This is a genomic window from Streptomyces sp. V4I2 (genome assembly GCF_030817655.1).
Lineage (GTDB): Bacteria > Actinomycetota > Actinomycetes > Streptomycetales > Streptomycetaceae > Streptomyces > Streptomyces plumbiresistens.
Genome location: NZ_JAUSZM010000003.1, coordinates 7,895,634 through 7,907,849, shown reverse-complemented (window position 1 = coordinate 7,907,849; position 12,216 = coordinate 7,895,634). Strand labels below are relative to the sequence as shown.

Below are 12,216 nucleotides of genomic sequence, written 5' to 3'. Positions count from 1 at the left end.
TCTCGTTCTTGTCTCGCTCCTGCCGGGAACTACGCCTCCCGACGGTGCCCCGAAGCAGCACCCGAACCGGCCTCCGCGGCCGCCTTCTTGGCCTCGGCCGCCTTCTCCTCCGCCTCCATCTCAGCGAACACGTCGATCGGCGCGGGCGCCTTCGCCAGGAACACCCAGGTCAGATAGACGGCCAGCAGGAACGGCGGGATCTTCAGGGCGACCAGGACCCAGCCCAGCTGGGCCGTGTCGGCCCACCAGTACAGCGGGAAGAGGATCGCGCACTTGGCGAGCAGGATCAGGCCCCAGGCCCAGCTGGCCTTGGCGTACGCCTTCTTGCGGCCCGGGTTGCGGGTGCGCCAGGAGAGGTTCTCCTTGAAGACCGGGCCGAGGATCAGGCCGATCAGCGGGACACCGCAGAGGGTCGTGATGATGTAGGCGAGGCCCAGGCCGAGCGTGTAGAGCATGCCGGGCAGGTAGAAGTCCTTGGCGTTGCCGGTCATCATCGCGAAGACGACACCGAAGGCGACGCCGAAGACACCGCTGAAGGCGTGCTTGACGGTGTCCCGCATCACCAGCCGGACCACGACCAGCAGCAGGGACACACCGAGTGCGGCGATCGCCGACAGGTGCAGGTCCTTGTTGATCGTGTAGATGGTGACGAACAGCAGGCCGGGCAGAACGGTCTCGACCATGCCCCGCACGCCGCCGAAGGCTTCGAACAGCGCGGCCTCGGTCACCGCCCGGGCGTCCCGCTGCGCAGTGGCTTCGGTGTCTTGGGTCGGCTTGTCGAGCGACGTCACCGGCTACTCCCGTCCGAGGGGTCTGAGTTCGTATTTCGGATTGAACAGCACCCGGCGGCCCCGGCTCATCGAGATCCGGCCCGATGCGATCAGCTTGCGCCCGGGCTCTATCCCCACGATGGAACGCCTGCCGAGCCACACCACGTCCAGCGCGGCGGAGCCGTCGAACAGCTCGGCCTCCAGGGCCGGGACGCCCGCACGCGGGCGCAGGGTGACCGTGCGCAAGGTACCAGTAACCGTGACGACCTGGCGGTCCTGGCAGTCACCGATGCGCGTGCAGCCCGCGGTCGCGGTGTCCTCCCGCAGCTCCTCGGACTCCAGGTCCTCCTGCGACGAGGAGAGCCGGCCGAGCATGCGCCGGAACCGGCCCGCCGGCTTCTCGGAACGAGGAACAGCACTCATGTCTGAAGCGTACCGGGGCCCGCCGACAGCTACGTACCCCCGGTGCCGGCGCTCGAACCGCTACCCCATGCCGGGCTCGGCGATACGGCAGCCCCCCCCCGGGGGGACAACCCCCGGACCCTCGGCCCGGCCCCGACTCACCGCTCAAATCGATACCCCATCCCCGGCTCCGTGACGAAGTGCTTGGGATGCGACGGGTCCGCCTCCAGCTTGCGCCTCAGCTGCGCCATGTAGACCCGCAGGTAGTTCGTCTCCGTCCCGTACGACGGCCCCCACACCTCCTGGAGCAGTTGCCGCTGGCTGACCAGGCGGCCGGTGTTGTGCACCAAGACCTCCAGCAGATGCCACTCCGTGGGCGTCAGCCGTACGTCCTTGCCGTGCTTCTGGACCTTCTTCGCGGCCAGGTCGACGGTGAACTCGTCGGTCTCCACCAGCACCTCGTCCTCACCGGCGCCGGTCGGCTCGGCGCGGCGGACGGCGGCGCGCAGCCGGGCGAGCAGCTCGTCCATGCCGAAGGGCTTGGTCACGTAGTCGTCGGCGCCCGCGTCCAGCGCCTCGACCTTCTCGTCGGAGGTGTGCCGGGCGGACAGCACCAGGATCGGCACCCGGGTCCAGCCTCGCAGGCCCTTGATCACCTCGACGCCGTCCATGTCGGGCAGGCCCAGGTCGAGCACCACCACGTCCGGGTGGTGAGCGGCGGCCAGTTCGAGGGCGGTGGCGCCGTCGTGCGCCGCGTCGACCTCGTACTTGCGTGCCCTGAGGTTGATCACGAGGGCGCGCACGATCTGCGGCTCGTCGTCGATCACCAACACCCGGGTCATGTGACCTGCCTTTCGGGTCGTACGGGGTGAAGCAGCTGCTCGGGACTCGGTCCTGCCGCCGCCCGCAGCGTGAGGACCATGGTGAGGCCGCCGCCGGGCGTGTCCTCCGCGTCGAGGGTGCCACCGATGGCCTCGGCGAAGCCGCGTGCGACGGCGAGGCCGAGTCCGACGCCGGCGCCGCGCGGGGCGTCGCCGTAACGCTGGAAGGGCTCGAAGATGCGTTCCTTGGCCTCGTCGGGAACGCCCGGCCCCCGGTCGACCACCCGCACCTCCACGCGGTCCGCGATGGCGCTGGCGGACACCAGGACCGCCTCGCCGACCGGGCTGTACTTCACGGCGTTCTCCACCAGGTTGGCCACCGACCGCTCCAGCAGCCCCGGATCCACGGCCACCATCGGCAGCGTCTCCGGGATGTCCAGCTCGGCGCTGCCCTCGGGCACCCCGCCGAGCGCCATCGGCACCACCTCGTCGAGGTCGATCTCCCGGATCAGCGGGGTGACCGTGCCGGTCTGCAGCCGGGACATGTCGAGCAGGTTGCCCACCAGGTGGTCGAGCCGGTCGGCGCCGTCCTCGATGCCCTCCAGCAGCTCCGCCTGGTCCTCCTCGGACCAGGCCACGTCGTCGGACCGCAGCGACGAGACGGCCGCTTTGATCCCGGCCAGGGGTGTACGCAGGTCATGGCTCACGGCGGCCAGCAGCGCGGTGCGGATCCGGTTGCCCTCGGCCAGCGCGCGGGCCCGCTCGGCCTCCTCCTGCAGGCGCCGCCGGTCCAGCACCACCGCGGCCTGCGCGGCGAAGGCGGCCAGCACCCGGCGGTCCTCGGCCGGCAGCACCCGGCCGGTCAGCGCGAGCGCCATGTGGTCCGACACCGGCACGTCCACGTCGGCGTCCTCGGGCCGCTCCGCGGGCCGTCCGAGACCGACCCGGCCCGCGCAGGTCCAGGGGTCGACGTCGCTCTCGCGTTCCAGCAGGGCCGCCGACTCCATGCCGAAGGTCTCGCGGACCCGCTCCAGGAGGTCCTCCAGGCCGGTCTCGCCGCGCAGTACGTTGCCCGCGAGGAAGGACAGGATCTCCGACTCGGCGCGCAGCCGGGCCGCCTGATGGGTGCGGCGGGCGGCGAGGTCGACCACGGAGGCCACCGACACCCCGACGCCGACGAAGATCGCGATGGCGACGATGTTCTTCGGGTCGGCGATGGTCCAGTGGTGCACGGGCGGTGTGTAGAAGTAGTTCAGCAGCAGGGAACCGACCGCGGCCGAGCCCAGCGCGGGCAGCAGCCCGCCGAGCAGGGCCGCCGCCACCACGGCGGTCAGGAACAGCAGCATGTCGTTGGCGAGGCCGAGGTGCACGGTACTGAGCAGAACGGCCATGATCACCGGACCGAGCACGCCGACCGCCCAGCCCCAGATGATCCGGGCCCGGCCGAGCCGCGCACCCCGGGCCACCGGCAGGCCGCGCCCCTTGGCGACCTCCTCGTGCGTGACGATGTGCACGTCGAGGTCGGGTCCCGACTCGCGGGCCACGGTCGTACCGACGCCGGGTCCGAAGACGTACTGCCAGGTCTTGCGGCGCGAGGAGCCGAGGACGACCTGGGTGGCGTTCACGCCGCGCGCGAAGTCCAGCAACGCGGCCGGTATGTCGTCGCCCACGACGTGGTGGAAGGTGCCGCCCAGGTCCTCGACCAGCGTGCGCTGGACGGCCAGTTCCTTCGGGGAGGCCGAGGTCAGCCCGTCGCTGCGGGATATGTACACCGCCAGCACCTCACCGCCGGCGCCCTTCTCCGCCAGCCGCGCCGCCCGCCGGATCAGCGTCCGCCCCTCCGGCCCGCCCGTCAGCCCGACCACGATCCGCTCTCGCGAACCCCAGATCTTCGACACCCGGTGATCGCTTCGGTACTGCTTCAGGTAGGCGTCCACCCGGTCGGCCACCCACAACAGCGCCAGTTCCCGCAGCGCGGTCAGGTTGCCGGGCCGGAAGTAGTTCGAGAGGGCCGCGTCGACCTTGTCGGGCTGGTAGATGTTGCCGTGCGCCATCCGTCGCCGCAGCGCCTGTGGCGACATGTCGACCAGCTCGATCTGATCCGCCCGCCGCACCACCTCGTCCGGCACCGTCTCCTGCTGCCGCACCCCCGTGATCGCCTCGACCACGTCCCCCAGCGACTCCAGATGCTGGATGTTGACGGTCGTGATGACGTCGATCCCGGCCGCCAGCAGCTCCTCCACGTCCTGCCACCGCTTGGCGTTGCGCGAGCCGGGGACATTGGTGTGGGCCAGTTCGTCCACCAGGGCGACGGCGGGAGTCCTCCGGAGAACGGCATCGACGTCCATCTCCGTGAACACCCCGCCGCGGTACTCCAGCTCCCGGCGCGGCACCTGCTCCAGACCGTGCAGCATCACCTCGGTGCGCGACCGGCCGTGGTGCTCCACAAAGGCCACCACGCAGTCCGTGCCCCGCTCGACACGCCGGTGCGCCTCGGACAGCATCGCGTACGTCTTGCCGACGCCCGGTGCCGCACCGAGGTGGATCCGAAGCTTGCCGCGTCCCATGGCCTCATTGTCTTCCGGTCACTGCTGCCCACGCAGCGTCGACCTTACGGCCAATAATCGCGACAAATGGGGCCGAGAGTGGTCCATCGACCGTCTTTGACGCAACCCTGACGCGCCAGAGACAGCCGGCTGCCGTCACGTCCCGACGATCTCCCCGTCGCTCAGCTCCAGCACCCGGTCGGCCAGGTCCAGCAGGTTCGCGTCGTGCGTGGCGACCAGCGCGGTGACCTGCTCACTGCGTACGACGGCACGCAGCAGTTCCATCACGGCGTGGCCGGTCTCCGCGTCCAGCTGGCCGGTCGGCTCGTCGGCGACGAGGAGCGAGGGGCTGTTGGCGAGGGCGCGGGCGATGGCGACCCGCTGCTGCTGGCCGCCGGAGAGCTCCCCGGGCCGCTGCTGCGCGTGGTCGGCGAGGCCGACCAGGGACAGCAGCAGCTCGACACGCTCCTCCCGCTCGCGCGGGTCGGCCCGGCGCAGCCGCATCGGCACGCCGACGTTCTCGGCGGCCGTGAGGATCGGGATCAGCCCGAAGGACTGGAAGACGAACCCGATACGGTCCCGGCGCAGCGCGAGCAGCCCGTCCTCACCCAGCTCCGCGAGGTCGAGCCCGTCGACCGTGACCCGCCCCTCGTCCGGTACGTCGAGCCCGCCGACGATGTTGAGGAGCGTGGTCTTCCCGGATCCCGAGCGCCCCTTGAGGGCGACGAGTTCGCCGCGCGGCACCTCGAAGGAGACCCCGCGCAGGGCGTGGACCGCGGCGGCCGAGTCGCCGTACGACTTGCGGACGTTCTCGACGCGCACCATGGTCTCGGTGACCACCTGAGTCATGCGTCCTCCCCCGTGAACCGGGCGCCAGTATCGCCAACCGGCGCCCGGCAGTTCAACGGTTCAGCTCGGGTTGTCCCCGTGGGTGAGCGTTTCCCAGGCCACGAAGAGGTTGTTGGTGCCGGCCGGGCGGTTGCGCTCGGTCAGCGCCTGCGTATTAGTCATGGGCATGCCAAGCCTGTGATGCAGGGCGTTGTAGCCGACCTCGGTGACCGGCCCGAGCCCGAGGCGCAGCGAGCCGCCACACAGCCAGCTCGGCACGGCCGCACCCAGCTCGTACCTGGCCTGGAACCCGAGCGCCTGCCGCAGCCGTTCGCCGACGTCGGTGCCGTACAGGTCCTGGCCCTGGATCCGGCTGGTCTCGGCGACATGGGAGATCGCCGAGATGCCGTAGCCGGTGTGCGTGAGGTCGCGGCAGGTCTCCTGGGTGAGCCCGGTGACGAAGGTCGACTGGCCCTGCCAGTACCGGACGATCTTGTCCCTGGTGTCGAGGTTCTGGCCCGGCACGGTCTTCGGCAGCTCGCCGTCGGAGGCGAGGTAGACGAAGGCGGCCGTGCGCGTCCGGAACCTCGCCATGGCCTTGTCGTACGACGCCTTGTCCTCCAGGTGGACGGCGATGCCGACGGCGGCCTCCATCATCGACAGCTCCCAGTTGCCGTTGGAGTGGGAACCGTTGATGACCTCGGGCAGGTAGACGTTCCGCAGCATGGCCCCGAAGCGGCCGGAGTTGGCCCAGCTCCCGGTGTACGTGTGCTTGATGATCTCGGCGGCCCTGGGCCAGGAGGAGCCGGCCCAGCCGGTCTGCAGGGGCGCGTTGCTGTTGGTGTGGTCCTTGATCACGGCGGACCAGGCGTCCATCAGCTCGATGGCCTTCTTCGCGTGGCGCTCGTCGCGGGTGACGTACCAGGCGAGCGCGTGGGTGTACGCGGCGATGGCATCTTCGCGCTCGTCGGTGCAGCCGTGGTTCGGGTTCGAGTACGAGCCGCACTCGACGATCGCGCGCGGCTTGGGCGTGCGGTTCAGGTCGGCGTACTTGCTCGCCAGCATCCGGTCGTAGGCGCCCTTCCAGGGCTGGGCGCCGGCGTTGACCTTGGTGCGGGCGAAGTCCAACTGGCCCTTGGAGACGGTGACTCCGGGATGGGCGAAGGCCGCGGGGGCGGCCTGGGCGCGTGGTGCGGTCGGCTGCGCGAGGAGACCGCCCAGGACGAGGGCGGTGACGGTCGCGAGGAGGGGGGTACGACGCATGGCGGCTCCGTTCTCATACATGAACACGGGGCGCCCTCATGAACCAGGCGTTGAGCCGAGACCGTAGGTACAGACCAATTCGTCGTCAAGGGTCCGCGCACGAGAAAGGGCCGCATCCCCACGGGATGCGGCCCTCCTGGTGTCTGTCTAGCGGACCTCGGTGATCTCCGGTCCACGCTGCAACTGGCCCATGCCGCCGGAGAAGCGGGACGTGCCGTCGTCCTGCTGGACGTTCTCGGGGACCATCTGCGCGTCGTTCGGCAGCTTCAGGACGATCGGGTCGCGGGGGGCCATCGGGCCGTCGCCGCGGACCACGACCGTGTCCCGGAAGATCTGCTCCAGCAGTCCCGCGGCCTGCGGCTGTACCGCGCCCTGGCCCGAGATGACACCGCGCAGGAACCAGCGGGGGCCGTCCACACCGACGAACCGCACCACCTGGAAGCCACCCGTGCCGTCCGGCAGCTGCACCGGCACCTGGGCGCGCAGCTCCCAGCCCAGCGGACCCTCGACCTCGTCGACGATGCCGCCCTGCTGGGTGATGCCCGACCCGATCTCCTCGCGCACCTCGCCCCAGATGCCCTCGCGCTTGGGGGCGGCGAAGGCCTGCAACTGGATGGCGCTGTCCCGCAGGACGACGGTCGCCGCGACGATCGCGTCGCCCGCGACCTCGACCCGCAACTCCATGCCGTCGACGCCGGGCACGAGCAGACCGCCCAGGTCCACCCGGCCCTCGGCCGGGTCCCGCACCTCGGAGTCGTCCCAGGGCCCGTCGGGCCGCGGCTCCGGCTCCAGCCTCACGCGCGGGCGCCCGCCCTCGTCCTCGACCTTGTCGTCCGCCTCAGTGTCGACACCGTCGACGACCTGCTCGGGCTCGCCGGCCGCGTCCTCGGCGGCACCCTTCTTCTTGCGACGTCCGAACACGTCACTGTCCTTCCCGGTCGGATACGACCGAAGCGTATCGATTCCCACCCGCTGTGCCGCCGTCGGCGGCCTGACCGCGTGTGCTGTTTGTGCTGCTCGAGCCACCCACAGCCGCATGGCCGCCGGTGGACCCGAAGCCCCCCTCGGCCCGAGCCGAGTCGGGAAGCTCCGCGACCTCCTGGAAGCGGACCTTCTCGACCTGCTGGACGACCAGTTGGGCAATCCGGTCGAAGCGCTCGAACCGCACGGACTCGCGCGGGTCGAGATTCACCACGATCACCTTGATCTCCCCACGGTACCCGGCATCAACCGTCCCCGGGGCATTCACGAGAGCGACACCGCAGCGGGCGGCGAGGCCGGATCGTGGGTGCACGAAGGCCGCGTACCCCTCCGGCAGAGCCACAGACACCCCCGTGGGCAGCACGGCCCGTTCGCCCGGCTTCAGTTCACGGCTCTCGGTGGTGCGCAGATCGGCTCCCGCGTCACCGGGATGCGCGTACGTCGGAAGCGGTACGTCGGGATCGACGCGGCGGATCAGCACGTTCACGGGGTCACGGCTCACGGGTTCACCTCGAAGGCACGGGCACGCCGGACCTGGTCCGGGTCGTTCATGGCCGCCCGGATCTCCTCCGGGCGGCCGTTCTCCACGAAGTGGTCGACCTTCACCTCGACGAAGAGGGCGTCGGCGCGGACGGCGACCGGCCCGTCGGGTCCGCCGATGCGTCCGGTGGCGGTCGAGTAGATCTTCCGGCCTGCCACCGCCGTCACCTCGGCCGCCAGGTGCAGCGTCGTACCGACCGGCACGGGGCGTACGAAGTCCGTCTCCAGCCGCCCGGTCACCGCGATCGTCCGCAGCAGCCAGTTCAGCGAGCCGAGGGTCTCGTCGAGGGCCGAGGCGAGTACCCCGCCGTGGGCGAGGCCCGGGGCGCCCTGATGGGCGGGCCGCACGGTGAACTCGGCCGTGATGGTGACACCCTCGCCGGCCCGCGCCTGCAGGTGCAGCCCGTGCTGCTGCCCGTCGCCACAGCCGAAGCACTGGTCGTAGTGCGCGCCGAGGAGCTCACCGGGCGCGGGAGCGTCCGGGTGCCGCACGGGTCGCACCGCGTCGGCGGGAGGCTTAAGAGCTGCGGAAGTACCACTCACAGCCGCAGACCTTACCCGCGCGTCGGCAGTGTCCGAACACCATGCCAAGCTTGGCTTCATGCAGCTCTCCGCCACCCCGTACGAAGAACGCCTCACCGCCCCCCGCACCTGGTGGCTGATCTCTTTCCTGGTCGGGGTCTCGATGGCGTTGATCCTGCTGCCCTTCGGCACCCTGCCGCTGCTCGGCGGCCTGGTCGGCGGGACGGCGGTGGCAGCGGTCGTGGCCAGTTCGTACGGCTCGCCGCGGATCCGCGTCGTGGGCGGGTTCCTGATCGCGGGCGAGGCGAAGATCCCGGTGGCGGCCCTGGGCGATGCCCAGGTCCTGGACCCGGAGGAGGCGCGCGCCTGGCGTACCTACAAGGCCGACACCCGCGCCTTCCTGCTGCTGCGCGCCTACATCCCCACCGCGCTGCGCGTGGAGGTCACGGACCCGGCCGACCCGACGCCGTACCTGTACCTGTCGACACGTGAGCCGGAACGGCTGGCGGAGGCACTCGAGTCGGCACGCGCGGCGGCGTAGGGACTGACGTAGAACACTCGGGCGGGACTTCACCCGAAGATCCGCGACGGGCTGCGCCGAGGCGGGCCAAAATCTTTTTCACCGCCGCGCAAAAACTTCGTCAGGGCCCGATTTCTTTGTGTCCGCGGCCGAGTCCCTTCGGAATGTCCCCGATATTGAGCGGATCCTCGGGGGACTCCAGCCGGGGCAGTTCGACAAGCGCGTCCCAAGGCACCTGGATCTTGCGGAGATCCGACCGGATCCGCTCCGCGAGTTTTCTCGTGTCCCGGCGGTTCATGACCGCTCCGACGGCCGCGCCGACCATGAACGGCATCAGGTTCGGCAGGTTGCGCACCACGCGTTTCATGATCTGTTGCCGCAGTTGATGCTTCACAGGGCTGTTGAGCGCCGCACTCACCGTGGACGGCTTGGACATGTCGATGCCGCGCTCTCCCGACCAGGAGTCGAGATACGCGGTGCTGCGCTGCTTGAGACTGCCCGGCGGCCGGACGCCGTAGACCTCGTGGAGTTCGGCGATCAGCTTGAGCTCGATCGCGGCGACGCCGGTGATCTCGGCGGCCAGTTCGGTCGGCATGGCGGGCGGCACGGGCATCATGGCCGCCGCTCCGATGCCCGCTCCGACCGTCGCGGTGGCGCTCGCGGCGCCGGCCACGAGCTTGTCCGCGAGCTCCTCGGGCCCCAGCCCGGGGAACTGCCTGCGAAGCGTCGCGAGGTCCCGTACGGGGATCCTCGGGGCGTTGTCGATGATGCGGTCGGCGAGGTACGCCAGGCCCGCCCTGGCCCGGCTGCCGCCCTTGCGAACCCCTTCCCGGGCCTTGTCCCGGATCACCGCGCCCCGCCGCCTGGCGACGGGCGCGGAGGTCTCGGCCGGCGCCGGAAATCCGGGCCGGCCGACCGCCGGTTCGAGCGAGGCCGATCCCTGATCGGATGAGCCCCGCTCGTCGTCACGCGCGCCGAGCCGCCCTTCGGACGGCTCCTGGTCCGCTCCCGGTAGGTGGAAGCGGCGCTTCCGAGGTGGGGTCGAGCCAGTCACGGCCGACCCGCCCTCAGTCGCAGTCGCGGCAGATCGGCTGACCGTTCTTCTCGCGGGCCAGCTGGCTGCGGTGGTGCACCAGGAAGCAGCTCATGCAAGTGAACTCGTCCTGCTGCTTGGGCAGCACCCGGACGGCCAGCTCTTCGTTCGAGAGGTCCGCGCCGGGCAGTTCGAGGCCTTCGGCGGCTTCGAACTCGTCGACATCCACTGCGGAGGTCGACTTGTCGTTCCGGCGAGCCTTCAGTTCTTCAAGGCTGTCCGAGTCGACGTCGTCGTCGGTCTTGCGTGGGGTGTCGTAGTCGGTTGCCATGTCGCTCTCCCCCTCTGGGTGTCTGCGGTGTCTCAAGCGCACGTAACGCGTGAGAGGCCGGACTTGTGCCCGACCCGAGGCGGAGATTTTGCCTCACATCAAGGTCTGTTACTCAATCGACACCCAACCGGACTCCTCTTGAGTGATCGGGTTGGATGGCGATCGGGACCGTACACGGTCCGAATCCCGCACTTCAAAGGCGTCTCACCGTGTACTTCCCGTGATCAGGACCCCTGAAAACCCGGATTTTCCCGGCTTTCCGACAGGGTGCATGATCACGGAGAGTAGATGGCCGGAAATTCGTCCTTGTGATCGATCACACACCGAGTTGTCCGGAAGGCGCCGCAAAAATTCCGCGCAAAGCGAACATCCCCGTGTGTTGGATCGAGTGCGGGGGCCATGATCTCAGACGGGAAGGGTTACCCGCATCACGAGTCCACCTCCCTCGCGCGGTTGCGCCGAGATGTGGCCGCCGTGCGCCCGGGCCACGGACCGGACGATGGACAGGCCGAGTCCGACGCCCTTGTCGCTGCCCGTGCGCTCCGTGCGCAGCCGCCGGAACGGCTCGAAGAGGTTGTCGATCTCGTACGCCGGCACCACCGGGCCCGTGTTGGACACCACGAGCACCGCCTGGCCGTGCTGCACCTCTGTCGTCACCTCGACCCAGCCGCCCTCCGGCACGTTGTACCGCACGGCGTTCTGAAGGAGGTTCAGGGCGATCCGCTCCAGCAGCACGCCGTTGCCCTGGACGACCGCGGGCTTCTGCTCGCCGCGGATCACCACGCCCTTGGCCAGCGCCTCGCCGTGCACCTGGTCGACCGCCTGCTCGGCCACCTCGGCGAGGTCGACCGGCTTGCGCTCGACGATCTGGTTGTCGCTGCGGGCGAGCAGCAGCAGGCCCTCGACGAGCTGCTCACTGCGCTCGTTGGTGGCCAGCAGCGTCTTGCCGAGCTGCTGCAGCTCCACCGGCGCGCTCGGATCGGACAGATGCACCTCGAGGAGCGTGCGGTTGATCGCGAGCGGGGTTCTCAGCTCGTGCGAGGCGTTGCCGACGAAGCGCTGCTGCGCGGTGAACGCCCGCTGCAGCCGCTCCAGCATCTCGTCGAAGGTGTCGGCCAGCTCCTTGAGCTCGTCGTCCGGGCCGTCCAGCTCGATCCGGCGGGACAGGTCCGAGCCCGCCACCGCGCGCGCGGTGCGGGTGATCCGGCCGAGCGGCGACAGAACGCGGCCCGCCATGGCGTAGCCGAAGGCGAAGGCGATCACCGCGAGACCCAGCAGGGCCAGCAGGGAGCGGCTGAGCAGGTTGTCCAGGGCGACCTGGCGCTGGTGGTCGATGCAGGCGCTGATCGTCTGGTTGAACGTGTCGAGCGGGAGGTTGCTCGCGTTGTTCACGGCAGGGCAGTTGTCGCTGCTGACCCTGATGTCGGTGCCGCCGACGATCTTGAACAGCGGTTCGTTGCCCGTGTTCAGCGCCTGCGCGGCGAGCAGGTAGATGATCGACAGCAGCAGGATGCCGGCGATCAGGAACATGCCGCCGTACAGCAGCGTGAGCCTTATGCGGATGGTCGGGCGCAGCCACGGAAAGGGCGGCTCCGGCCTCCGCGGGTCCCAGGTGGGCTTCGGGGGCGCCTGGGGAGGCGCCGGGGTCGCTGCCACGGC

The 12,216-nt window shown here is 70.2% G+C and carries 13 protein-coding genes; 1 reads left to right on the top strand and 12 read right to left on the bottom strand.

Going from position 1 to position 12,216, the window contains the following annotated elements:
- Positions 1 to 29: 29 nt before the first annotated feature.
- The 9 genes from QFZ76_RS37210 to QFZ76_RS37170 form a co-directional block, all read right to left on the bottom strand.
- On the bottom strand, positions 30 to 791 hold the full coding sequence (locus QFZ76_RS37210; RefSeq protein WP_307677785.1) for a DUF3159 domain-containing protein: 762 nt from the start codon (positions 789 to 791) through the stop codon (positions 30 to 32).
- Between the two features lie 3 nt (positions 792 to 794).
- Positions 795 to 1,193: an OB-fold nucleic acid binding domain-containing protein gene (locus QFZ76_RS37205; RefSeq protein WP_266432801.1), complete on the bottom strand. Its 399-nt coding sequence runs from the start codon at positions 1,191 to 1,193 to the stop codon at positions 795 to 797.
- A 137-nt stretch (positions 1,194 to 1,330) separates the two neighbouring features.
- Positions 1,331 to 2,014, bottom strand: coding sequence for a response regulator (locus QFZ76_RS37200; RefSeq protein ID WP_307677784.1), 684 nt, complete (start codon positions 2,012 to 2,014; stop codon positions 1,331 to 1,333).
- Positions 2,011 to 4,560 carry a sensor histidine kinase KdpD gene (locus tag QFZ76_RS37195; protein ID WP_307677783.1) on the bottom strand — a complete coding sequence of 850 codons (2,550 nt, stop codon included), beginning with the start codon at positions 4,558 to 4,560 and terminating at the stop codon, positions 2,011 to 2,013. Before QFZ76_RS37195 ends, QFZ76_RS37200 begins: the two co-directional genes overlap by 4 nt.
- A 135-nt stretch (positions 4,561 to 4,695) precedes the next feature.
- Positions 4,696 to 5,388, bottom strand: a complete 693-nt coding sequence (locus QFZ76_RS37190) for an ABC transporter ATP-binding protein (RefSeq protein WP_307677782.1) — start codon at positions 5,386 to 5,388, stop codon at positions 4,696 to 4,698.
- Between the two features lie 60 nt (positions 5,389 to 5,448).
- Complete coding sequence (locus tag QFZ76_RS37185; protein ID WP_307677781.1) at positions 5,449 to 6,630, bottom strand: alginate lyase family protein; 1,182 nt, start codon at positions 6,628 to 6,630, stop codon at positions 5,449 to 5,451.
- Positions 6,631 to 6,777: 147 nt separating this feature from the next.
- A complete protein-coding gene (locus QFZ76_RS37180) occupies positions 6,778 to 7,551 on the bottom strand; it encodes a DUF3710 domain-containing protein (RefSeq protein WP_307677780.1) in 774 nt (257 codons plus the stop codon).
- A 1-nt stretch (position 7,552) separates the two neighbouring features.
- Positions 7,553 to 8,113, bottom strand: coding sequence for a dUTP diphosphatase (dut, locus tag QFZ76_RS37175; protein ID WP_307677779.1), 561 nt, complete (start codon positions 8,111 to 8,113; stop codon positions 7,553 to 7,555).
- Positions 8,110 to 8,694 (bottom strand): PaaI family thioesterase, encoded by a 585-nt coding sequence (locus tag QFZ76_RS37170; RefSeq protein WP_307677778.1) that lies wholly within the window; start codon positions 8,692 to 8,694, stop codon positions 8,110 to 8,112. The genes dut and QFZ76_RS37170 overlap by 4 nt, the downstream gene beginning before the upstream one ends.
- 58 nt (positions 8,695 to 8,752) lie before the next feature.
- Between QFZ76_RS37170 and QFZ76_RS37165 the strand changes: the two genes are divergently transcribed.
- A complete protein-coding gene (locus QFZ76_RS37165) occupies positions 8,753 to 9,214 on the top strand; it encodes a DUF3093 domain-containing protein (protein WP_266432817.1) in 462 nt (153 codons plus the stop codon).
- A 100-nt stretch (positions 9,215 to 9,314) separates the two neighbouring features.
- Here QFZ76_RS37165 and QFZ76_RS37160 read toward each other — a convergent pair whose 3' ends face one another.
- From QFZ76_RS37160 to QFZ76_RS37150, 3 genes are all read right to left on the bottom strand, one after another.
- Positions 9,315 to 10,247, bottom strand: a complete 933-nt coding sequence (locus QFZ76_RS37160; protein WP_307677777.1) for a hypothetical protein — start codon at positions 10,245 to 10,247, stop codon at positions 9,315 to 9,317.
- A gap of 13 nt (positions 10,248 to 10,260) precedes the next feature.
- Positions 10,261 to 10,557 carry a DUF4193 domain-containing protein gene (locus QFZ76_RS37155; protein WP_005481602.1) on the bottom strand — a complete coding sequence of 99 codons (297 nt, stop codon included), beginning with the start codon at positions 10,555 to 10,557 and terminating at the stop codon, positions 10,261 to 10,263.
- A 405-nt stretch (positions 10,558 to 10,962) separates the two neighbouring features.
- Complete coding sequence (locus QFZ76_RS37150) at positions 10,963 to 12,213, bottom strand: HAMP domain-containing sensor histidine kinase (protein ID WP_307677776.1); 1,251 nt, start codon at positions 12,211 to 12,213, stop codon at positions 10,963 to 10,965.
- Between the last annotated feature and the right edge of the window lie 3 nt (positions 12,214 to 12,216).